This window comes from Fictibacillus norfolkensis, from assembly GCF_014836645.1.
GTDB lineage: Bacteria > Bacillota > Bacilli > Bacillales > Fictibacillaceae > Fictibacillus > Fictibacillus norfolkensis.
The window spans coordinates 40,408-63,689 of sequence record NZ_JACSQM010000001.1; the positions used below are offsets into that span (position 1 = coordinate 40,408).

At 40.6% G+C, this 23,282-nt stretch carries 21 protein-coding genes and 1 pseudogene; 4 read left to right on the top strand and 18 right to left on the bottom strand.

Annotation, left to right across the window (positions count from 1 at the left end; all coding sequences use genetic code 11):
• Positions 1–20: 20 nt before the first annotated feature.
• From recJ to H9648_RS00220, 3 genes and pseudogenes are all read right to left on the bottom strand, one after another.
• A complete protein-coding gene (recJ, locus tag H9648_RS00210) occupies positions 21–2,372 on the bottom strand; it encodes a single-stranded-DNA-specific exonuclease RecJ (RefSeq protein ID WP_191751820.1) in 2,352 nt (783 codons plus the stop codon).
• A gap of 71 nt (positions 2,373–2,443) precedes the next feature.
• Positions 2,444–4,658, bottom strand: a pseudogene (secDF, locus tag H9648_RS00215) (protein translocase subunit SecDF).
• Between the two features lie 259 nt (positions 4,659–4,917).
• Positions 4,918–5,178, bottom strand: coding sequence for a post-transcriptional regulator (locus tag H9648_RS00220; RefSeq protein WP_191751821.1), 261 nt, complete (start codon positions 5,176–5,178; stop codon positions 4,918–4,920).
• A gap of 99 nt (positions 5,179–5,277) precedes the next feature.
• Here H9648_RS00220 and spoVB point away from each other — a divergent pair, with 99 nt between their 5' ends.
• Entirely contained in the window at positions 5,278–6,828 is a 1,551-nt protein-coding gene (gene spoVB, locus H9648_RS00225) for a stage V sporulation protein B (protein ID WP_191751822.1), read from the top strand.
• Positions 6,829–6,847: 19 nt separating this feature from the next.
• On the opposite strand, the gene H9648_RS00230 is transcribed toward spoVB, so the two are convergent.
• Positions 6,848–7,507, bottom strand: a complete 660-nt coding sequence (locus H9648_RS00230; RefSeq protein WP_191751823.1) for a DUF421 domain-containing protein — start codon at positions 7,505–7,507, stop codon at positions 6,848–6,850.
• Between the two features lie 196 nt (positions 7,508–7,703).
• Between H9648_RS00230 and H9648_RS00235 the strand changes: the two genes are divergently transcribed.
• Entirely contained in the window at positions 7,704–8,093 is a 390-nt protein-coding gene (locus H9648_RS00235; RefSeq protein ID WP_225218661.1) for a TIGR04086 family membrane protein, read from the top strand.
• Positions 8,094–8,117: 24 nt separating this feature from the next.
• Here H9648_RS00235 and yajC read toward each other — a convergent pair whose 3' ends face one another.
• The 12 genes from yajC to nadB all read right to left on the bottom strand — a co-directional run bounded on the left by yajC (position 8,118) and on the right by nadB (position 19,614).
• A complete protein-coding gene (yajC, locus tag H9648_RS00240; RefSeq protein ID WP_191751824.1) occupies positions 8,118–8,387 on the bottom strand; it encodes a preprotein translocase subunit YajC in 270 nt (89 codons plus the stop codon).
• 41 nt (positions 8,388–8,428) lie between these two features.
• Positions 8,429–9,571 carry a tRNA guanosine(34) transglycosylase Tgt gene (gene tgt, locus H9648_RS00245; protein WP_191751825.1) on the bottom strand — a complete coding sequence of 381 codons (1,143 nt, stop codon included), beginning with the start codon at positions 9,569–9,571 and terminating at the stop codon, positions 8,429–8,431.
• A 17-nt stretch (positions 9,572–9,588) separates the two neighbouring features.
• Positions 9,589–10,617, bottom strand: a complete 1,029-nt coding sequence (gene queA / locus H9648_RS00250; protein WP_191751826.1) for a tRNA preQ1(34) S-adenosylmethionine ribosyltransferase-isomerase QueA — start codon at positions 10,615–10,617, stop codon at positions 9,589–9,591.
• A 92-nt stretch (positions 10,618–10,709) separates the two neighbouring features.
• Complete coding sequence (locus H9648_RS00255; protein WP_191751827.1) at positions 10,710–10,901, bottom strand: DUF2905 domain-containing protein; 192 nt, start codon at positions 10,899–10,901, stop codon at positions 10,710–10,712.
• A complete protein-coding gene (gene ruvB / locus H9648_RS00260; RefSeq protein ID WP_191751828.1) occupies positions 10,898–11,899 on the bottom strand; it encodes a Holliday junction branch migration DNA helicase RuvB in 1,002 nt (333 codons plus the stop codon). The genes H9648_RS00255 and ruvB overlap by 4 nt, the downstream gene beginning before the upstream one ends.
• A gap of 14 nt (positions 11,900–11,913) precedes the next feature.
• Positions 11,914–12,507: a Holliday junction branch migration protein RuvA gene (ruvA, locus tag H9648_RS00265; protein ID WP_191751829.1), complete on the bottom strand. Its 594-nt coding sequence runs from the start codon at positions 12,505–12,507 to the stop codon at positions 11,914–11,916.
• Positions 12,508–12,758: 251 nt separating this feature from the next.
• Positions 12,759–13,346, bottom strand: coding sequence for a YhcN/YlaJ family sporulation lipoprotein (locus tag H9648_RS00270; protein WP_191751830.1), 588 nt, complete (start codon positions 13,344–13,346; stop codon positions 12,759–12,761).
• A 72-nt stretch (positions 13,347–13,418) separates the two neighbouring features.
• Positions 13,419–14,336: a phosphotransferase gene (locus H9648_RS00275; RefSeq protein ID WP_191751831.1), complete on the bottom strand. Its 918-nt coding sequence runs from the start codon at positions 14,334–14,336 to the stop codon at positions 13,419–13,421.
• A 55-nt stretch (positions 14,337–14,391) separates the two neighbouring features.
• A complete protein-coding gene (locus H9648_RS20830) occupies positions 14,392–16,011 on the bottom strand; it encodes a LysM peptidoglycan-binding domain-containing protein (RefSeq protein WP_191751832.1) in 1,620 nt (539 codons plus the stop codon).
• Positions 16,012–16,147: 136 nt separating this feature from the next.
• On the bottom strand, positions 16,148–17,245 hold the full coding sequence (gene nadA / locus H9648_RS00285; RefSeq protein ID WP_191751833.1) for a quinolinate synthase NadA: 1,098 nt from the start codon (positions 17,243–17,245) through the stop codon (positions 16,148–16,150).
• Entirely contained in the window at positions 17,220–18,080 is an 861-nt protein-coding gene (gene nadC / locus H9648_RS00290; protein ID WP_191752637.1) for a carboxylating nicotinate-nucleotide diphosphorylase, read from the bottom strand. The genes nadA and nadC overlap by 26 nt, the downstream gene beginning before the upstream one ends.
• On the bottom strand, positions 18,034–19,614 hold the full coding sequence (nadB, locus tag H9648_RS00295; RefSeq protein WP_225218662.1) for an L-aspartate oxidase: 1,581 nt from the start codon (positions 19,612–19,614) through the stop codon (positions 18,034–18,036). Before nadB ends, nadC begins: the two co-directional genes overlap by 47 nt.
• Positions 19,615–19,711: 97 nt before the next feature.
• Between nadB and H9648_RS00300 the strand changes: the two genes are divergently transcribed.
• Complete coding sequence (locus tag H9648_RS00300) at positions 19,712–20,863, top strand: IscS subfamily cysteine desulfurase (protein ID WP_191751835.1); 1,152 nt, start codon at positions 19,712–19,714, stop codon at positions 20,861–20,863.
• A complete protein-coding gene (locus H9648_RS00305; protein WP_191751836.1) occupies positions 20,860–21,387 on the top strand; it encodes a transcription repressor NadR in 528 nt (175 codons plus the stop codon). Before H9648_RS00300 ends, H9648_RS00305 begins: the two co-directional genes overlap by 4 nt.
• 40 nt (positions 21,388–21,427) lie before the next feature.
• On the opposite strand, the gene H9648_RS00310 is transcribed toward H9648_RS00305, so the two are convergent.
• A complete protein-coding gene (locus H9648_RS00310) occupies positions 21,428–21,874 on the bottom strand; it encodes an ACT domain-containing protein (protein WP_137788756.1) in 447 nt (148 codons plus the stop codon).
• A 115-nt stretch (positions 21,875–21,989) separates the two neighbouring features.
• Positions 21,990–23,276 carry a GTPase ObgE gene (obgE, locus tag H9648_RS00315; RefSeq protein ID WP_191751837.1) on the bottom strand — a complete coding sequence of 429 codons (1,287 nt, stop codon included), beginning with the start codon at positions 23,274–23,276 and terminating at the stop codon, positions 21,990–21,992.
• Positions 23,277–23,282 lie beyond the last annotated feature (6 nt).

Sequence of the window (23,282 nt, forward strand, 5' to 3'; positions counted from 1 at the left end):
GAATCTTTGCCTCCTGAAAATTACAAACTGGCTTTTGGCCGTGTTTGTTCTGTAAACCAGCTTTTTAAAGAATGATAAGAAGAGTAAACGAGCTGATTTTCAATGTCTGCTTGTTCAAACTTTTTCTGATAGGTTTCAGAGCTTTCTAATTCTCGTTTGCTAGGTTCTTTGTTAATGAAAATAACACCACCGTCTATTGTAACAAAATCCAGCTCAAAAAACACCTTTGACATGAAATCTATTGTTTCTTTCGACCAGCCTTTCCATTTCGCCAGTTCTGCACCATCCCTCTTCACGTTAAAGGTTTTCCTTTTTGCAAGGAATCCATAGAACCATTTGAAATGCTCTCTCGTTGGTAGAGTCGTAAAAAAGTGTTCTGTACTCTGATGAAACACCGCATAGATCCTTGAAGGTTCACCGATGGTTTCTAGCCATTCCGAAAATCGGGTTAGAGAAGGAGGAACATCTAAGAACACTAAATTCTTTTCTTTAAAATAATCCTCGGGTAGAGTCAATAACTCATCTTCACCGATGACTTGGTCAGACAGCGCTTCGAAATCTTTATGCCTTACTGTTTCTTCTTCAAACGCGATAAAACATGTTTTCGAGTACGGCAGACCAATTAACCTTTTTGCAGCATCTTTAAGGCCTCTATAATCAAACAGTTGAAAATGATTGACAGAAAGATCTTCAAGAAGAAGCTGAGGCTTTCTATAGCCGTTCCATTCGTTCAATTGGATCTGACCAACGATTGAAATCAACGAATAAGGTGTCATCTCTTCTAACAAGCTACCTTTTTGAAAACCAATGCAATCTAGAACCGATAGCTCACCATTGCCTACTTGCAATTTGAGGTGATTGGACTGACTTCCTATCTTTTTCATCTCGCGGATCGGAACATCTTCAACCATAACGCGAGGCGATGGGTTTCCAACACCAAAAGGAGATAACGTACTTAACAGCTCAACCGTTTCTAGTGATATCTCATTTAATCTAGCTGTTAGATCGATCGTTGTAACCGGCAGATAATCTTCTGGTTTTAAACATTCCTTAGCTTGCCGGATAAGCCTACTTCTTAATTCATCGACATCATGCATCGAAAGTGTCATTCCTGCTGCCATTGGATGTCCACCGAAATGAGGAAGAATATCTCTAGATCCTGAAAGGTTTTCAAACATATCAAATCCTTTGATGCTTCGCGCTGACCCTTTTGCTGTTTCTTTTTCAGGATCCAAACAAAGCACGATCGTAGGACGATAGAATTTTTCAACCAATCGTGAGGCAACGATACCAATAACCCCTGGATTCCAGCCCTCTTTGGCGAGGACAAGCACTTCATTCTCATCAGGAGGATAACTTTCTTCTACCATCGCGATCGCTTCTTTTGTAATCTCGTTGACGATTCCTTGACGTTCCTTGTTTACCGAATCGATCTCTTGTGACAACATGGCTGAATCGTCTCGATCAGTTGAAGTAAACAGCTCCACCACTGGCATCGCTGAACCAAGCCTTCCTGCTGCATTCACTCGCGGGCCGATCGCGAATCCTACATCTTCAGCTGTAAGTTCTTTTTCATAAAGCCCCGCTACTTTCAGCAGTTCTTGCAATCCGATCTTATCCGTTTTCGAGAGTGCTTCTATCCCGAGCTTCGCGATCACTCTATTCTCATCAACAAGCGGAACAAGGTCTGCTATTGTACCGATGCAGGCATAATCAAGCAAATGTAGTGGTGGTTTACCATGAAGGGCATGTGCTACTTTGAATGCTACACCTACACCTGCAAGACCAGAGAAAGGATATGTACAGCCAGGTTTCTTAGGATTGATAATGCTATAAGCATCTGGCAATACAGGAGGTGCCTCGTGATGGTCCGTAATAATAAAGTCTAACCCGATCTCTTTTGCGATATTAGCTTCGTGTACAGCTGATATCCCTGTATCAACAGTTACAACGAGTGAATAACCATCCTCTTTCGCTTTTCTTAATGCAGGCTCATTCGGACCATAGCCTTCTGTAAAGCGGTTCGGAATGTAATAGTCAAACTGTGCGCCGAGTTCTTTCAGTGCATAATACATTACCGTCGTACTGCTTACACCATCAGCGTCATAATCGCCAAAAATTAAAATCTTCTCATTCGATTCTACAGCTCTATGTATCCGCTCAACGCTCTCTTTCATGCCATCCATCAAGAATGGATCGTGAAATTGGTCGGTATCTATTTTTAAAAATGCTTCTGCTTTCTCTATCGTTTCAATTCCTCTGACAACCAATAGATTCGCGATCAGAAGAGGGATATCTAATTCTTGTGACAACCATTTTGCCTTGTCTTCCGATGGTTCTTGAATCTCCCACCGTGTTCTAGGCTCCAACATAAAAATCACCTCTTAACCTATTCATTATACAAAACAGGATAAGAGGTGACAATTTATGAATGATATTTAACTTAAATTTCTGGCTCTGCTTCAACTGGTCGTGTTTTTTTTGATTTCATCTGTCGTGATTTCATAACGTACCACAACTGAGAAGCAATAAAGATGGAAGAATACGCACCAAATGTTAAACCGATCAACAATGCGATCGAAAAGTTTCTGATCGAATCAGCTCCAAAGATCAATAGTGCCACTGCTGCGATAATAACCGTTAGTACAGTATTGATGGAGCGACCCAACGTTTCAAAAATACTTCTGTTTACGATTTCAGCCAGTTTTTCTTGTGTTCTTACTTTTTCAAGTTTCATGTTCTCACGGATTCGGTCGAACGTAACGATTGTGTCGTTAATCGAATAACCAACAATCGTAAGAACTGCTGCAATGAATGGAAGATCCACTTCTATCCTGAAGATGCTGAAAACTGCAATGATCATAAAAGCATCATGCAATAAAGCAACTACAGAGGCAACAGCCATGCTCCATTCAAAACGGAACGCTACATAGATGATAATACCAACAGAAGCGATCAGCACGGCAAAAAACGCATTCTGTGCTAGCTCACGGCCAACCGTTGGCGTAACCGTACTAATACTTGGCGTTTCACCGTATTTTTCTTCAAAGTGAGTGTTGATCTTCACTACTTCGTCTTTTGACAAAGCACCTTTAAAAGAAACATTGGCTTGATCATTTTTCCCCGCAAGAACGACTGCTTCAGGTTCAAGTCCAAGTGTCTTAAACTCTTCTTCTACACTTTCATTGGTAAGTGTCTCGTTCGATTGAATATTTACACGAGATCCGCTATCAAAATCAATACCAAGCTTTAATCCAGCTGTAAGCAAGAATACAATTCCAATAACCGTAAGGAGAGTCGAGATAATGAAGTAAAGGTTTCTGTTTTTTACAAAGTCGTATTTAAAGCTCACGGATGTCACTCTCCTTTACACCAAACAAGCCTGGCTTCTTATCCATAACACGTGACTGTACCCATAAACCTAAGAAAAGTCTTGTACCGAAAACGGCCGTGATGAAACTTGCCAGAACTGAAATAATTAAAACTAACGCGAATCCTTTTACTGAGCTTGTTCCATATGCGAACAAAACAGCAGCTGCAAGGATTGTCGTAATGTTTGCATCAAAAATCGTAGTGAATGAACGACGATTTCCAGCTTTAAACGCACTTAATACAGATTTCCCGCTTCTAAGTTCCTCTTTGATCCGTTCATACGTGATGATGTTAGCGTCAACCGCCATACCCACTCCAAGAATGAGAGCTGCGATACCTGGAAGCGTTAGAACTCCGTTCATCAGATAGAAAATAGCTAAGATCAACCAAATATAGATGGATAGCGTGATAACAGCAATGATTCCAGGCACACGATAGAAGATGAGCATGAATAAAAAGATCACGGCAATTCCGATAAAGCCAGCAAATACTGTTTCATTTAATGCTTTCTCTCCGAATTTCGCTCCAACTGATGTAGAATACACCTCATCAAGTTTCACTGGCAAAGCCCCAGCGTTTAAAATTTTCGCTAAGCTCTGTGCTTCTTCAACAGAGAACTGTCCAGAGATTGTTACATCTTTTTGAGTAAGTTTTTCATTTACATAAGGAGCAGAAATATACTTAGGCTGTTTTCCAGCGAGTTCTTTCTTCTGTTCTTCTCTAAATGAGTCACCTTTTTCATAATCTAACCAAATAACCATGATGTTTTCACCTTGCGGCTGACGCTGAAGAACTTCTTCTGTTATTTTAGCAAACTTATCTGCGTCTTTTAGCTTAAGAGAAACAATTGGCTTATTATTTTGTGATTCAAACGTTTGTTTTGCACCATTTCCTTCAAGATCTGATCCATCTAAAAGCACCTTATCATCCACATCGCGGAATGTTAACTCTGCTTGTGTAGATAATAGTTCACGTGCTTTGTTCTGATCGGTTACACCAGCAAGCTGAACACGAATTCTGTTGTCTCCTTCGATCTGAATCTCAGGCTCAGAGACCCCTAACACGTTGATACGGCTGTTCAACGCTTCAACCGTACTCTTCAATGTTTCCTGTGTAATTTTTTGACCTTTTTTCACAGGTTCTACATCGTAAAGTACTTCGAATCCGCCTTGGAGATCTAGTCCAAGCTTTGTACCTTTTACGATCTTTTCTGTTGTAAGCCCTATTAGTGCTGCGAACATGATGAGCACAACAAAAAAGATGACGATCTTACTCCTTTTTACCACTTCAAGAAACCTCCTTCATGCTGTATCAAAAAACAACACTATGTATAAGTACGAATACTAACCCTTCCCATTATAGCGATTGTTGTTTTTTTCTGTCAATTTGTCCTGTGAATGTTCATAAATAAAACATAATAAATAAAGGCTGTTTCATATTTCACTGTTGCTTTGTTGGTAGTTGAATTGAGCTCCAGGTTGCTCGCTATCCATTTGGAAACTTAATTAGTGCTATCAAAAGAACAAGGCTGCCCAAAAGTAAGTTCTACTCTTGAGTCAGCCCCTCTTCTTTATATGAGCGTATCGTTAGCCACGTCATAAAATCATTTAATGAAAGAGCTAAAATTGTGTCAACCAATGCATAGAGACGAGGCTCAATTTTCTTTTTCTTTAATTTAGATTGAACACATTCCCATATTTCCTCTTCTGTTACACTTTCATACCCCAAATAATGAAATTCTTCTTTTTTACTTAGTACTGCTGGTTTGACTTCGTTCTTCCATTCCGAAAAATGTGTATTCTCCATTCTACATTCTCTCCTTTCGAGATAAAACAAGCTGTCATGACGGTTCACACTACTTGCATATAGTGATATATAAGATTGTCCAAGAAGGGACAGGTTAAAATGACAAAACAAACACTCGTGCAAGGAACGATCCTACTTATATTAGCAGGTCTAGTAACTAAAATTCTCGGCTTCGTTAATCGAATCGTCATGGCTCGGGTCATGGGTCACGAAGGTGTTGGCCTTTATATGATGGCAGTGCCTACATTCTTATTAGCCGTAACGTTAACAAGGCTAGGTCTGCCGATCGCCATATCAAAACTTGTTGCAGAAGCAGATGCGACAGGAGATCGTTCAAAAGTAAGAAAAATTTTGATTGTATCTTTAGCCATCACAGGGATTTTAAGCATTGTGATCACGATCGCTTTGTTTATCGCTGCTCCGTTATTAGCTGAATACTTCTTTACAGATGATCGTACGATTTGGCCGTTGCTCGCCATCGCACCTGTAGTACCTGTCATTGCGGTCTCCTCGGTCTTGAGAGGGTATTTTCAAGGTCTGCAGAACATGAGACCTTCTGCTTATTCACAGGTCATCGAACAGGTAGTCAGAATTGCTCTCGTGGCATTATTAACAGGTTTATTTCTTCCATATGGCGTAGAATATGCGGCAGCTGGCGCGATGATCTCTGTTATTATCGGTGAGCTCGCATCACTTCTTTATATGTTCTCGATGTTTAAAGTGAAAAAGAAGATGCGCATACGAAAAGGATTTTTCAAGCAGCTGAAGCAAGGTCATGAAACGATGAAAGACCTCCTGAATATCGCTCTCCCAACAACGGGAAGTCAATTGATTGGTTCTGTTTCCTACTTTTTTGAACCAATTGTTGTGGCAAATAGCTTAGCAATCGCTGGAATCACTACAGCTGTTGCCACTGCGCAATACGGAGAACTTGCAGGTTATGTTATCCCACTATTGTTTCTGCCAACATTCATTACGTATTCTCTTTCGATCTCTTTAGTACCTGCTATCAGTGAAGCGAACGCACAAAAAAAATACCACTTAATTGAACATCGTCTGAATCAAGCACTTAGGCTCTCTATGTTATCTGGCGGTATTGCGGCAGTAATTATGTATGTATACGCGGTACCAATCATGGACTTAATGTATGAATCACCAACTTCCGCGTCCTATGTAAAGATCATGACACCTTTTTTCTTTTTCCTTTATTTTCAAGGTCCGTTACAAGCCGTACTTCAGGCTTTGAATCTGGCTCGTTCTGCCATGATCAACAGTCTCATTGGTGCACTTGTTAAGTTAACAGCGATTTTTGCTCTAGCTACCCGACCAGAGTTTGGGATCATGGGAGCAGCACTTGGAATCGTGATTAGTATCGTCGTCGTTACTCTGCTTCATTTTGCTACAGTCATTAAAGCCATCAGTTATACGATCGTGGTGAAAGATTTTGTCTTATGCCTGCTTTCGATCTTTATAACAGGAGGAGGGGCGGTTTATCTGTATCAGTACATGATGCCGCAATTTTCCCCAATAAAAGGTCTTACAATATGCGTAACGGCAACATGCGGTATCTATTTGTTTGTTCTCGTCTTCTTTAAACTTTTAGGTAAAGAAGATCTTAAACACATACCTTTCATTAAAAGATGGATCTAAAACAGCCAGTTTGGCTGTTTTATTTTTTGCTGTTCAGTTCGTCAACATATAATGTCCCATCTTCATTCAGTGTACAGAAAGAAATGTTCTTTATCTCTTTAAACCCAACCTTCTTTAACTCTTGTCTTAACCAAAATGACGTCTTATCCATCTTTTCAAGATTATCTTCTAGGATCTTTCCGTCCAAAATGAGAGGCATGATCATTTGGATCGGTGTATTTTCAGATTCCTCATCTTTTTTTATTATTGATAGCTTACCCGTTGTTTCTAATATTCCAAATTCAACTTCGTTCAAACTTCTAATATTGTTCTCACGTAATTGAGTTAAAAGATCATCAAAGTTGTACCGCTGCTTTTTCATCTCATGCTCATCCACTTGTCCTTCTTTTATGATTAATGAAGGTTTACCGTCAACGATCTCTCTCATCCTTCTGCTCTTTAATGAAACGAGAGCCAATATAAGCTGGATGCTCAACAAGACAAAGATGGACACGAGGGAATTCAACATGGGAATCGTAGGATCTTCAATTGAGATTACGGCTAATTCTGCGATCATGATCGAAACAACAAAGTCAATAATCGATAACTTTCCCATCTCGCGTTTTCCCATCATTCGAAAGATAACCATGATTAAAAAATAGATAAAAAGCGTCCTGAAAATAATCGTATACAGTTCCATGATTCCCCTCCTTCCATAGTACGTTACATGTTCATTCCATTTCTTAGTGTGGCACAGATATGAAAAAACATGATACGCAGGTTTTGCCAAATAAAAACCAATGGAAACGGAAGGGAAAATACTTGCTTGTACTTCTAATTTTTCCGTTGTCTGAATAAAGTATATAGAAAGCTTCTAGGGATAAGGAGGATCAAAGATGGGGATTAAACACATGGCTTCTTCTATGGGACGGGGTCTGATTGCTGTTCTACTGATGATCATGCTTTGCAGTTTAGTGCTCTCACTATTGCTGCGGTTTACAGGGCTAACAGAAGGATCGTTAAAATGGGTGACAGTAGGTCTTTCTTTTTTATCATTATTTATTGGTGGATTGATTTCAGGTAAGAAAGGTCAGAGTAAAGGTTGGCTGTTAGGTGGGGGTACAAGTCTCTTGTTTTCTTTTTTTGTTTTTCTTGTGCAATACTTAGGCTATCAAAGCACGTTCAACTCCTCTCAGTATATGTATCATGCTCTTTTTCTTTTATTAGCGATCATCGGTGGCATCATGGGTGTCAACTTAAGCAGTCATAAGCAAACATATAAATAAGACCCGTATGAACGGGTCTTTTTGTTATAGTACTGCTTCTTCTTTTACTTCACGAATCGCATTACGATCGAATGTTAACTTTGCGCCATCGGTCGAACGAATAACAGCGATGTTATCATCGATGCTGTCTAGTGTTCCGTGTAGTCCACCGATCGTTACAACTTTGTCGCCCTTTTTAAGGTTAGACTGCATCTCACGAACCGCTTTTTGTCTCTTTTGCTGCGGTCGGATCAACAGAAAATAAAAAATTGCAAACATCAAGATAATTGGCAATATTCCTCCAAGGTTTCCCATACTATTTCACCCCTTTCTATAAGTAAAATATTTATCATTTTCTAGAAATTACGCGCGTTCGGTTTGTTGAACCCATACATTTCAAAGAATTCATTTCTAAAATCAAGAAGTCTGTCATCCATGATCGCTTGTCTTACTTGCTTCATTAAGTTTACCAAAAAATATAGGTTATGGTAACTTGTTAATCGGAAACCAAATGTTTCGTTCGCTTTTACAAGGTGACGAATATAAGCTCTAGAGTACGTTTGGCAAACATGACAGTCACACTTTTCATCGATCGGACGGAAATCTCTTGCATACTTCGCGTTACGAACCACTAGCCTTCCTTCACTTGTCATACACGTACCGTTTCTAGCGATACGCGTGGGCAGTACACAGTCAAACATGTCGATTCCACGAATCGCTCCATCAATAAGTGAGTCAGGAGAGCCTACGCCCATCAGATAACGCGGTTTGTTTTCTGGAAGGTGAGGAGTTGTAAAATCTAAGACACGATTCATCACATCTTTCGGTTCACCTACTGATAAGCCTCCGATTGCATAACCCGGGAAATCGAGCGATACAAGATCTCGAGCACTCTGTTTTCGAAGCTCTTCGTATTCTCCACCTTGCACAATACCAAACAGGGCTTGATCCTCTGGTCTTCCATGTCCTTTTAAACAGCGCTCTGCCCAACGGCTTGTTCGTTCAACAGAAGATTTCATATAATCATATTCTGCAGGATAAGGCGGACACTCATCAAATGCCATCATAATATCAGAACCTAACGCGTTCTGAATCTCCATTGCACCTTCAGGACTTAAGAAAAGCTTTTCACCACTCAGATGATTTCTGAAGTGAACACCTTCTTCTTTGATCTCTCTCAGATCACTTAATGAGAAAACTTGAAAGCCTCCTGAATCCGTAAGTATCGGACGATCCCAATTCATAAATTTATGAAGACCACCCGCTTCTTTTACAATATCATGACCAGGGCGTAACCATAGGTGATACGTATTGCTCAGAATGATCTCTGCTCCAAGCTCTTTAAGTTCTTCCGGACTCATCGTTTTTACGGTTGCTAATGTTCCCACTGGCATAAAGATTGGTGTTTCAAATGTTCCGTGCGGAGTATGAACTTTCCCTAATCTTGCCCCTGATTGTTTGCACGTTTTTATTAATTCATATGTTACTGCTGGTTTCATCTTAAAATATATCCCCCTTAAAGTATAAGCATCGCGTCACCGAAACTGAAAAAGCGATACTTTTCTTCAACGGCTTCATGATATGCTCTTAAAACAAAATCTTTGGAAGCTAATGCGCTCACCAACATGATTAATGTTGATTTTGGAAGATGGAAGTTCGTAATCAGTCCATCGATCGCTTTAAACGAATAACCTGGATAGATAAAGATATCTGTCCAACCTGAATCTTCCTCAAACTTGCCATCAAATTTATTCGCTACCGTTTCAAGTGTTCGTGTACTCGTCGTTCCAACGGTAATAATTCTTCCGCCAGCCTCTTTAACCCCATTTAAAAGTTCAGCTGTTCCTTTTGTTACTTGATAAAATTCTGCATGCATGTCATGTTCCAGAACATTTTCTACACTAACAGGACGAAACGTACCTAAACCGACGTGAAGCGTAATAAACGTAACATGTACACCAATTGATTTAATCTCCTCGATCAACTCGGTTGTAAAATGCAACCCAGCGGTCGGGGCAGCTGCAGAGCCTTGATGTACAGCATAAACTGTCTGATAACGATCTTTTTCTTCTAACTGTTCCTTAATATATGGTGGAAGAGGCATCTGACCAAGGTCATCGAGCAGTTCGTAGAAGATTCCATCGTAGATAAACTTAAGCTGTCTGCCTCCGTGGTCACTCTCACCTGTACAAACTGCTTTTAAACGGCCGTCTCCAAAAGAGATTTCCGTTCCAGGTTTTATTCTTTTTGCTGGCTTAACAAGTGTTTCCCAAGTGTCGTTGCCTTCTTCTTTTAAAAGAAGCACTTCAACTTTTCCACCAGTATCTGATTTTTGCCCGAAAAGTCTTGCCGGAAGAACACGTGTGTCATTTAGGACAAGACAGTCTCCTGCTTTTAAAAAATTTTTCAAATCATAAAAATGTTTGTGTTCAATTGTTTCTTGTGATCTATCTAAGACCATCAATCTTGAGGATGTGCGGTTCTCAAGCGGTGTTTGCGCAATTAATTCCTCAGGAAGATGGAAATCAAAATCATTTACGTTCATGTAATGTATTCCTGCTTTCTATATAGCACTTTTGAAACCGAGCAACCCGGAGTGGAAACCAACCACTTATAGAGCAAAGTGGCAATAACTTTCTATTTGAATCGACCTATGATCATGAAGATCAAGGAAAGTACAACACTAACGATAATGGACGTCACGATTGGAAAATAAACGGTTGTGTTTCCTTTTTTCCATACCATATCTCCAGGAAGTTTACCTATATACGTCCCTACTAATCCTATAATAATTAGGACGATTCCTGCAACGATTAACAGTTTGTTCAATCTGCGGAAACCTCCAGTCCGAAGTATTGATAGGCCCGTTCTGTTACCATCCGTCCACGTGGAGTACGCTGTAAAAAGCCAATTTGAAGAAGATACGGCTCATAAACATCTTCAATCGTCATCGATTCTTCACCTATTGTAGCCGAAATGGTCTCTAGACCTACAGGACCGCCCTTATACGTGTGAATGATCCCTAGTAATAATTTATGGTCAATATGGTCTAAACCTAAACGGTCTACTTGCAGAAGCTCTAAAGCTTTCTGACAGATTGGCAAAGAAATCGTATCCTTGCCTTCAACCTGCACAAAATCTCTGACACGACGTAACAAACGGTTTGCGATCCTCGGTGTACCTCTTGATCTTCTCGCAATCTCTTCAGCAGATCGATCATCTACTCTTACACCAAAGACATCACCTGTACGCCTTACGATCTCCCCCAACTCATCCGGCTTATAATATTCTAGCCTTGCGAGTACGCCGAAACGATCTCGGAGAGGGGCTGATAAAGAACCCGCTCTTGTGGTCGCGCCTATCAATGTGAAAGGAGGCAAGTCTAATCTCACAGATCTTGCAACCTCTCCTTTTCCGATCACGATATCTAAACAAAAGTCTTCCATTGCCGAATATAAAATCTCTTCTATGGCACGAGATAATCGGTGAATTTCATCAATGAACAATACATCACCTGGTTCTAACGATGTTAGGATGGCTGCCAAGTCACCGGGCCGTTCAATAGCTGGCCCACTTGTTGTTCTCAAGTTAACTTCCATCTCGTTTGCAATGATCGATGCCAGCGTGGTCTTCCCTAAACCAGGAGGTCCGTACAACAGGACATGATCAAGAGGTTCGTTGCGGAGTTTTGCAGCTTTAATAAATATCCGCAAATTGTCCTTTACGGAGGTTTGTCCAATATACTCGTCTAATAGTTCAGGGCGCAGGCTTAACTCGATATTTGCTTCATCTTGACGTTCCTCTGAAGAAACAATTCTCTCTTCCATACATCCTCACGTCCTTATGAATTCATTAACTTCTTTAATGCTGCTTTAACATATTCGTTTGCTGACATCTTTTCTTTTTTCAGATCCGGAAGAATTTTTTGGATTTCTTTTCTGCCATAACCTAAGACAGCAAGAGCTTCAAGTGCTTCGTCAAGTTCATCACTCTCTGGTTCAACATCTGCGAAAAGTCCATCCGTGAATTCTACATCTGCGAAGATTGAGATTTTTCCTTTCAGATCTAAGATCATCTGACGTGCGGTCTTCTTTCCTACACCAGGAAATTTCGTTAGGAACTTTTCATCTTCCTGTTCGATCGCATTGACCACCTGCTCAGGCTGACCGAAGGCAACAATCGCTAGTGCTCCCTTTGGACCGATTCCAGACACGTTCAATAGTTTTAAGAACAAGTCGCGTTCCTTTCTATTCTTAAAACCATAAAGTGCCAGTATATCCTCACGAACATATTGATACGTATATACCGTTTTTTGATCGTTCAATTTATAAATAAATGGATTTGGACATAAAATTTTATATCCGATTCCATTATTGTTAATAACAATATATTCTGCCGTTATGTAATCTACATTTCCAGAAATACTTTCAATCAAATTCTTCTCTCCCTAACGCTAAACACGAGCGTATGTTTCTATGGCTTATTGTATCATAGGCTCTCCTTTAATTCCTTATAAAAAGTGAATTTGAATACTTTTTGAACATCAGCTGAAGACGTATTTTTTGTATATTTTTAGATGAAATCAAATAAGAAACTCTTTTACATACTTTTCAAATAGAACAAAGCTGCATAAACAAAAAAAAGAACTGTTCAAAAGTTGATTTAACTTCTGACAGTTCTTTTATACTAGCGGTTGTTTTCGAAAGGACGTTTTATCGCATTTCCAAGGTCACTGCCGGCATTTACGATATCGTTGCTGATTCCGCGAACATCTGATTCAACTTCCGTGTAAGCACGGCCATCTCGCAGATCGTTATCAACGTTCTCAATGCGGTTAACCATATCTTGATCAGCTACAATTTTCACATCACGATTTGGTGCCAATTTAGAAGTGATCTCTCTAACTTTGTTAGTTAGTTCCGTCCTCTTCTTATTATCCGTGTCTATTCCTACAATGACGTTGTTATCCTCAAGAATAACGTGAGCATCGTCTACACCCCGGATGTCATTGACATTTTTCGCGATTCGTTCAGCAAGTTTACCATCATAGTCTTCATGGTAAGTTGCAGTATGATCATTTACATCTCGATCAGCCATATCAGTTATGAATCCTTTACCACGGTCAAGATCACCACGATTATCTCCCTCATTGGAGTAGTAGCCAATCGGTCGAACATCGTTGTCATTCTTATCCTGTGATTCATTTACACCATTACAGCCTACAAGACCTACTGCTAGGATTGTTACGGTAAGTGATTTCCCTAAAAAGTTCAATGGAAAAACCTCCTTTCACCATTAGCTTGGCAGAAGAAGGCTCTAATTAATCTGTTAAATGTAGGATGATTGTTAACTCATCCTCTTCATTATCTTTTCAACAAATTTTTTTCTGTGAGAAAAATCTCGCAACGTAAACCTCGTTACGGCTTCAATCATTTCCTTGTCACCCGTTTTAAGGGCCCTATTCCATTCTCGATAGAGGTCTGTAGGAAATACTAAGCAAATAACAAACCACTTTTTAGTAAAACACTTTAAGAAATCTTCATTTCCAACCTCTTCCATCTTAGCATAAGACCAATGCCAAAACGGTAAGATTCGATTTGCATACTGCAACCAATCAAAAGCTTGAGGAACTGCCGCAAAAAGATCAAAGTCAATCAGATACGTGTCTCTATCTTTATACTTCACAAAATTATGTGGAGCAACATCACCATGTGTAATTTCTTTTTTCTTATATGCTTTTTTCTCCAGCGCTTTTACAGCTTCATGATCGAAATGATTTAAGCTCCATTCTCCCCACATTATGATTTCAGAAATTAAAGGGTGCATCTGATGATTCCAGTTTGCAGATCGTGCATGAAATTTAAAGGCGTCCAATCTGTCACTCCATTTTTTAAACAAAGAGTATGAAGACAATTGTTCATAGAGTGGTACCGGTATATGTTTTGAGAAAGAATGAAAACGGCTGATGGCATCAACTCCAGCTTTTACATCGTCCTTTTTGCCAAAATGAAGACCTTCTCCTTTATAAAACGGCATGATTGCCCAAGTGTATTTTCCGAATTGAACGGTTTTTTTCTGATTTGGAAATGCCGTATAAGTGCCCATAATCCTTGGCTTTTGCCCATGATACAGTTTAGAGAGCTTTAATTGTTTGCTGCAAGTTTCCGATCTGTTGAACCCTTTTAAAACAAATTTTCCTTGTTTGGTTTTTATCCAGATAACGTTCTCTCTAAAAAAACCAAAGTCTAGCACATCAAGATCCATTTCATTCATCTTTTTTAAAAAAAGACGATCCCCTTGGAAATCGTCCCTTACGTCCCTATTCATCTTCTTCCGTTTCTTCCGTAAAATTCTCATCTATTTCACGAGATTGAGCTTGTGAATAAGGGTTAGGCATACCTTGTTGCATCTGTTGAGGCATACCAGGCATTCCTCCGCCCTGCGGCATCATGCCCATCTGGCCCATCCCTGGCATTCCTCCACCTTGTGGCATCATACCCATCTGCGGCATTCCTGGCATTCCTCCACCTTGTGGCATCATACCCATCTGACCCATCTGTGGCATTCCTCCGCCCTGTGGCATCATACCCATCTGACCCATTCCTGGCATTCCCCCGCCCTGCGGCATCATACCCATCTGGCCCATCCCTGGCATTCCTCCACCTTGTGGCATCATACCCATCTGCGGCATCCCTGGCATTCCCCCGCCTTGTGGCATCATGCCCATCTGTGGCATCCCTGGCATTCCCCCGCCTTGTGGCATCATACCCATCTGACCCATTCCTGGCATTCCGCCTCCTTGAGGCATCATACCCATTCCCATTTGACCCATCTGTGGCATTCCACTGAATCCTTGTGGCATACCCATAGGCATCATGCCCATTGATCCTGGCTGCTGCATACCCATTTGCATATCCTGCATACCTTGTTGTTGCCCACCAGGTGTGTATTCTCCTGAAGGCATTTGGTCCATATCAGAATCAGGATATTCTCCAAAAGGCATAGATCCTCCTTGCTGCATGCCACCTCCACCTTGTTGCCCACCTTGTGGATATCCGCCACCATAGAGTTGCGGCATTCCGCTGAACCCTTGAGGGGGCATCATTCCATAGCCCTGTGGCATTTGAGAATAGGTTTGTGGTTTAGGAAACATTGGCGGCATGGAACCATACATGTTCTGCATCATTCCAGATGATTCTTCCATCAAAAATGGATGTTTATTTGGCGCATAGCCATCTTTTCCTGCATATATCCCGTGCTTGCCCGCCATGTTTGGCTGGTTTGCCATATTCGGCATGTTCGCCATGTTTGGCTGGTTTGCCATATTTGGCATGTTCGCTATGTTTGGTTGATTTGCCATATTTGGCATGTTCGTTATGTTTGGTTGCTGATTCGGGTATCCCATCGGAACATAATGCCCTAGATTGGAGGACTCCACCATTCCAGCAAAATCTTTATCATGAATAGGTGCCATAGGCTGCTTCATCGGCGCTTTCATCGGTTGATCTTTTAACATTGGAACATCTTTTTTCATTGGTGAATCTTTTTTCATAGGAACATCTTTTTTCGACGGTGCATCCTTTTTCATCGGAGCATCTTTCTTTTCCATCTTTGTTGGTGCTGGTTTTAATGGCGCCGGCTTCATTGGTGCTGGTTTCATTTCTTGTTTTACCGGAGCCGGTTTCTTTGGTGCTGGCTTAACTGGTGCTGGCTTCGGAGCCTCTTGTACAGGTGCAACCGGTTTTTCTTTAACCGGTACAATAGGCTGTTCTTTCTTCATACCTGGCATCTTGATCGGTATTTTAATCTTTTCCCCCCGTTCAATTACATCTGTTTTGGAGAACCCAGGATTTGCTTTTCTTAATTCATTTACTGGTACATCATATTTTTCAGCAATTTTGTCGAGTGTGTCCCCTTTTTGCACAATGTGTATTCTCACGCTGCAAAACTCCCTCCTGCCAAATTTCCTTACAGTATATGAACATTTGGGCATATTGCTACATCATATTAGAAGTGACATTATTCCTTTATCAATTTATGCCTCATAAAAGGAGGTTATGACAGGGGGAGAAACACTACATCATTCGATTCAATGCTGTGATCGCATATTTTTTTGTTTCTTCATCTACTTTAATTACGTTTTCAACATTTCCGTCTATTATATTTTCAAGCGCCCATAAAAGGTGTGGCAGATCAATTCGGTTCATCGTAAGACATGGGCAGAGATTCGGGTTTAATGAAACGATTTTCTTGTCATTGAATTGTTGAGCCAGTCTGTTCACTAGATTCATCTCTGTTCCTACTGCCCAGCTTGTTCCTGGTTCTGCATGTTTAATCGTCTCAATAATAAAATGAGTAGATCCGTTTAAGTCACTAGCTCTTACAACCTCATGTGTACATTCTGGATGAACAATAATCTGGAACTCCGAATGATTTTCTCTAAAGTCGGCAATCTGACCCACCGTGAACTTTTCATGAACAGAACAATGGCCTTTCCATAGGATCACTTTAATTTGTTCGATATCCGTACCGTCATAGATCAATCGGTTTGAGATCGGATCCCAGATTGCCATATCTTCTAGTGCTATACCTAGATCAAATGCAGTATTTCTTCCTAAATGCTGATCCGGAAGAAACAGCAATCTTTCTTTTTGACCGAAAGCCCAGCTTACCATCTCTTTAGCGTTTGAAGAAGTTACTGTAGCCCCTCCATTCTTTCCGCAAAACGCTTTTATCTCCGCTGTTGAGTTCACATAAGTAAGTGGCAGAATCGTATCACCGAAAAGCTTTTGAAGTTCAGCCCAAGCTCTCTCGGTCTGATGAATATTCGCCATATCCGCCATCGAGCAGCCCGCTTTCAGATCTGGCAGAATGACCGTTTGATTGTCAGTGCTCAACATGTCAGCTGTTTCAGCCATAAAATGGACACCACAAAATACGATAAAGTCAGCATCTTTATTCTCTGCAGAAATTTTTGCAAGCTGAAGAGAGTCACCTGTAACATCAGCAAATTGAACGATTTCATCTTTTTGATAATGATGAGCCGGAAGGAACAAACGCGTTCCTAAACTGCTTTTAATCTCGTGAACCCTAGCTTCCATTTCTTCAACTGACATGGTGCTATATCGATCTGGTAATACATTTGTTTTAGAAAAAGTTTTTAATAAAGTCATGTTTTACAACTCCTTTAACATTCATGCTAATATCTAGTGCTTTATAAGAGTGAGTTAAGTAACCGAGAGAAATGTAGTCAACACCGGTTTCACTATAATTCTTAATCTCATCCAGTGTAATCCCGCCAGAGGCTTCCGTTATAATACTTGAAGGTACATGTGTAAGTCTTTGTTTAATCTCTTGGGGGCTGCAATTATCAAACATGATAATATCCGCTCCAGCTAAGACGGCTTCAATCACTTGTTCTTCCGTCTCTGTTTCTACTTCTATCTTTACGGTGTGTCCACACTTTCTACGCGCTGTTTCAACCGCTTCTCGAATAGAAGGAAATCCCGCTAAGTGATTATCCTTTAGCATCACGGTATCGTATAGTCCAAACCGGTGGTTGTATCCTCCTCCGCATCGGACCGCATACTTTTCAAACATTCTTAATCCTGGTGTCGTCTTTCTGGTATCACAAATACGAGTTTCACCTTCACAACAAGAGACTGCTTTAGCTGTGATCGACGCTATACCTGACAGACGTTGCAGAAGGTTTAGTATGACTCTTTCACCGGATAGAACACACTGTCTTCTCCCCGTGATCTCAGCTAATACTGTTCCTGCAGCAAACTCCTCTCCTTCGTTGACAAAGATACTCGTTTGTATGCTGCTATCAATCAATTCATATCCAATAGATAAAATTTGTCCACCAGCCATTACTCCATTTTCTTTCGCTATAATCGTTGCGGTGACTTCTGTATGATCTTCAAAAAGAGACGCTGACAAATCTCCTGATCCAATATCTTCAATTAAAAATTCCTGCAGCTGTTTTTTCAGCAATAATGGATTCATCATGCCACAAACTCCTTATTATTTTTTTTGAGTTCCATGTATTATTCTGAGAAGGAAAATCATTGCGATAATGACTTCCTCTGCTCTCTTCTCTCTTCAGGCAACTTGTTACTGTCAACCATGCGATGGTCTGCATATTGAACCTCTTGATCACAGGAAGAGGTTCTTTGAGCAGTTCTGTTCTCCACGTTCCAAGGTCTAGGGTTTCTGCAGCATTAATCAACTCTTTTTCGCTTCTGACGATGCCCGCATATTTATCCATAAGACGATGAATCTCTTCTTCTAGCAGAAGATTTCGGAGCTGAATGGATTTCTCATCGTTCAAAATCTTTCTTTTTATAATTTCAGGCCGCGTATCCGTTACCTCTGATGAAAGAATACTTTTTGCTGCTTCTTTTGCAAAAACTGCTCCTTCAAGAAGAGAATTACTCGCTAATCGATTTGCACCATGTACACCAGTATTCGCGCACTCTCCTATCGCATACAGCCCTCGCAATGAGGTCTTTCCGGTTTGATCTGTAACGATTCCTCCCATCGTAAAATGCGCACCAGGAGATACAGGTATCAGTCCTTTATTCAAATCGATACCAGCATTCTCGCAAAGCATCGTCACCCCAGGAAATTTACTTTTAAATTCTTTAATCGAAGAAATATCCAAGAAAACTTTCTCACCGTGAACGTGAATCTCTTGAAAGAGTCTCTTAGATACGATATCTCGCGGTGCAAGGTCTTTTAACGGATGAACATCCTTCATAAAAGGAACACCACTCGAATTGACCAATATTCCACCCTGGCCCCGAACAGCTTCGGTGATCAATCCTGCAGGTACTCTTCCTGATAAAAGCGTTGGATGGAATTGGACAAACTCCAAGTCCGAAAGTTCTATGCCGGCTCGGTAAGCCATGCATAGAACGCTCCCATCCGATCCATATGCATTAGAGGTCGTTCCATAGATTCCCGCATAACCTCCACCTGCCAATATTGTATTTTTAGCTTGAAAAATCGTGGTTTGATTTTCGTCATCCTTACAATACACACCGATACACTTTTGATCTTGTATGATCAAGTCAACTGCATATTGATGGCTGACCATCTTAACCTTTTTTCTTACTCGTCGAATTAGCGCTTCAATCACTTTTTTACCTGTTTGATCTCCTCCAGCATGAACGATGCGGTTTCGATGGTGTCCGCCTTCTTTACCCAGCATAAAAGAACCGTTCTCATGTCTGTCAAAACTTACTCCCCATTCAGTAAGTGTACGAACGACACTTTCGCCTTCTTTCACTAGTTGTTTGACCGCCTCTTGATCATTATGATGGTGCCCCGCCTTGAGAGTATCTAAAAAATGCTCCGCCCAAGAGTCCTCTTTATCTATAGCTGCAGAAATTCCCCCTTGAGCTAAAAAAGAATTTGATTTCTCTGCAGAAAACTTTGTGATAACTATCACATTCTTATGCGAACTTAAATATTCAGCAGCCATCAATCCAGCGATTCCTCCGCCGATAATTAAAACATCTGCTTCTATATGTTTCATAAACACAAAACACCTCAACTTTACACGTGTCTTGACACCTATATTTACATAGATTTAAACTAGATACAACTATTTTATTAAAACTGAGGTGGAAACCTTGATATATCTTGATTATGCAGCAACTACACCATTGTCGGATTCAGCGCTTAACGCTTTCATACAAACTTCAAAAACGTATTTCCAAAATACAGAGAGTCTTCACGAGGGCGGCCTAGCAGCTCGCGATTTATTAGAACATGCTAGGTGTTCTTTAGCTGAGTTGTTAAAAAAAGAAAGTGAAGGAATCTATTTTACAAGCGGGGGTTCTGATGGCAATTTTCTAGCTATTACTTCATTAGCGAATGGAGCAAACTATAAAGGAAAACACATTATCTCTTCAAATGTAGAACACCCCTCTGTTGATTATGTCCTTAGATTTTTAGAGCAGAGTGGTTATGAGATAACAAGAATACCCATACAAAAAAATGGGAAGATCTCGATTCAAACGTTGCTGTCCTCAATTCGTCCAGATACCATTCTCGTCACCATTCAGCATGTGAACAGTGAAACGGGAATCGTCCAGGATATCAAAGAAATCAGTGAATATTTAAAAAATCGAGGTGTTCTGTTTCATAGTGATTGTGTTCAATCCTTCGGAAAATGGGATAAAGCCTATTTTCATTCTATGAACATAGATGCTTTTACAATGTCTGCTCACAAGATAAACGGACCAAAGGGAACGGGTGCTGTATATATATCACCATCTATTCATATAGCCCCTCTTCTTTCTGAAGTCACACATGAACGTGGATTTCGAGCTGGTACTGTTGATCTCCCATCCGTAACAGCTTTTGTAACAGCAGCAGAAGAGGCATTTCAACTACAGCATGAACATTATCAGCATGCTGTAGACATGCGAAAACTACTCATATCGTCTATACTTACAGATAAGAACATAGTCTTTGAAGGCTTTGATGACAGCTCTCCTTTCATTATTCCAATCCGGGTTAAAGGGATGGAAGGTCAGATCATGATGCAAGAGCTTAATCGATTAAAAATCGCTGTTTCAACAGGATCAGCATGCAAGAACGGACAGCAGGCACCTTCTAAAACTTTACTTGCACTTGGAAGAACTGAGAGTGAAGCTCATGAATTAGTCCGAATATCGACTAGTCATCAAACAACTTCTGAAGAAATTACTTTACTTGGCAAAGTACTTATTGAAATAACAAATACATTCAGATCGGTTAGTGAGGTAATAACAAGATGAGTAACGAGAAATTAAAAGGTGATGATAGACGTTCGCAGCTCATAGCGTGGCTGATGAAAGCTGACAAGCCACTTAGTGGTTCTATTCTCGCCACTAGAACGAATGTGAGCAGACAAGTTATCGTACAAGACATGTCACTATTAAAAGCAAGCGGTGAGCCGATCATGGCAACAGCTCAAGGCTATATTTACATGAAGAACGACTCAAACAAGCAATATTATCGCGTGATTGCTGCCAATCATCCACCAGAAGAAACAACAAACGAACTCATAACAATCGTGGATTACGGAGTTACAGTCGAAGATGTGACCGTTGAACATCCTGTTTATGGAGATATTAAAGCTTCACTCAAACTCTCAACGCGTAAGGATGTTGAAGATTTAATCAAACGCCTAAGAGAAACGAATGCCAGTCTTTTAAGTGAATTAACAGAAGGCATTCACATGCACACTCTCTCATCAGACTCTGAAGAGAAACTGGATAAAGTTTGTGGCGCCTTAAAGGAAAAAGGGTTTTTATTATAAGCTAAAAAGAAATCCCTAGCTGTATCAGCCAGGGATTTTTTTATGCGCCTGTTCCTACTACTTCAACTCTTTCAACCGTTTCCATACGGTTTAATGTACTTAACAAGTCCTTCATATCTCCTTGAAGCATGTTTGTTTCGATCGTCAATGTAATATGTGCACGACCTTGCAACGGAATCGTCTGATTGATCGTTAATACGTTGCATCCTTGGGAAGCAACAACTGTTAACAGGCTCGACAGGGCACCAGATCTGTCTTCTAAGTGAATGGAAAGTGTAATAATTTTTTCTTTTACCATCGTATGAAACGGAAAGATTCCATCACGGTATTTATAAAATGCACTTCGGCTCAAGCCAACTTTTTCTGCGGCTTCTGCGACTGTTTTAACTTTTCCTCGATCTAAGAGAGACTTTGCTTCCAGCGCTTTTTGCATAGATTCAGACAAAACATCTTCTCTTACCATATAATATTGCTGGTCATTTTTCATTTGGCTTTCCTCCGGTGACTTTCTTACCTTTATTATAATAGGATTGACTTCTTATGTCTATCTCACACGGACATTTGTATAAAAAAAGACAGCCTACACGATAGGCTGCCTTCATTTAATCGATAAATTCAAACTCATATTTGAGAATTCGAACAACATCGCCATGCTCTGCTCCACGGTCACGTAACGCTTGGTCTACCCCAAGAGTACGCATCTGTCTTGCAAAACGCTTTGTTGCTTCTTCTCGAGAAAAGTCTGTCATCTTAAACAGTTTTTCAATCTTTGGACCATTGATAACAAAAACACCAGCAGGGTCACGAGTAATATAGAAGCCAGCGTCTTCTTTTTCATGCTTATATAGAACCCTTTGCTGTTCTCCACCATCATCATGAATCAGTGGGAACTCAGGCGTAACCTCTAGAGTATCAGCTGTTGTGAAAAGTACTTCTCTAATACCTTGTCGAGAAATCGCAGAAATTGGGAATACTTTTACGTCTTCTCCTACTTTTTCTTTGAATATCTCAAGGTTTTCTTCAGCACCTGGAATGTCCATTTTGTTAGCTAAAACAATCTGAGGACGCTCCATTAATCGCATGTTGTACTGATTAAGTTCATCGTTGATTTTTACGAAATCATCATAAGGATCTCGCCCTTCCATTCCAGACATATCGATAACATGAAGAATAACACGTGTTCGTTCAATATGTCTTAAGAACTGATGACCGAGTCCAACACCTTCGTGAGCACCTTCGATCAAACCTGGAAGATCAGCCATTACAAAGCTTCTGCCGTCTTCAACCGCAACAACACCTAAGTTAGGAGTGATCGTTGTAAAATGGTACTCAGCAATTTTTGGCTTAGCTGCTGAAACGATCGATAAGAAAGTTGATTTCCCTACACTCGGAAACCCTACTAATCCTACGTCAGCTAAGACTTTCAATTCTAATGTTACTTCTCGTTCTTCACCTGGTTCACCGTTCTCTGCAATCTCCGGAGCCGGGTTTGCAGGAGTAGCAAAACGAGTGTTTCCACGGCCGCCTCGACCGCCTTTAGCGATGATCGCTTGCTGCTGATGATGTACGAGGTCAGCAATCGTCTCTCCTGTATCAGCATCTGTCACAACAGTACCAGGAGGAACTTTAACAATCATATCGTTCGCTTTTTTTCCATGCATGCCCTTAGACATACCATGTTCACCTCGAGGGGCTTTAAAATGACGATTGTAACGAAAGTCCATAAGCGTTCGTAAACCTTCTTCAACTTCAAAGATTACGTTTGCTCCTTTTCCTCCGTCACCACCAGCCGGACCACCGTCTGGAACGTATTTTTCACGGCGAAATGCAACCATTCCGTTTCCGCCGTCACCTGCTTTTAAATAAATCTTGACCTGATCGACAAACATTTCATT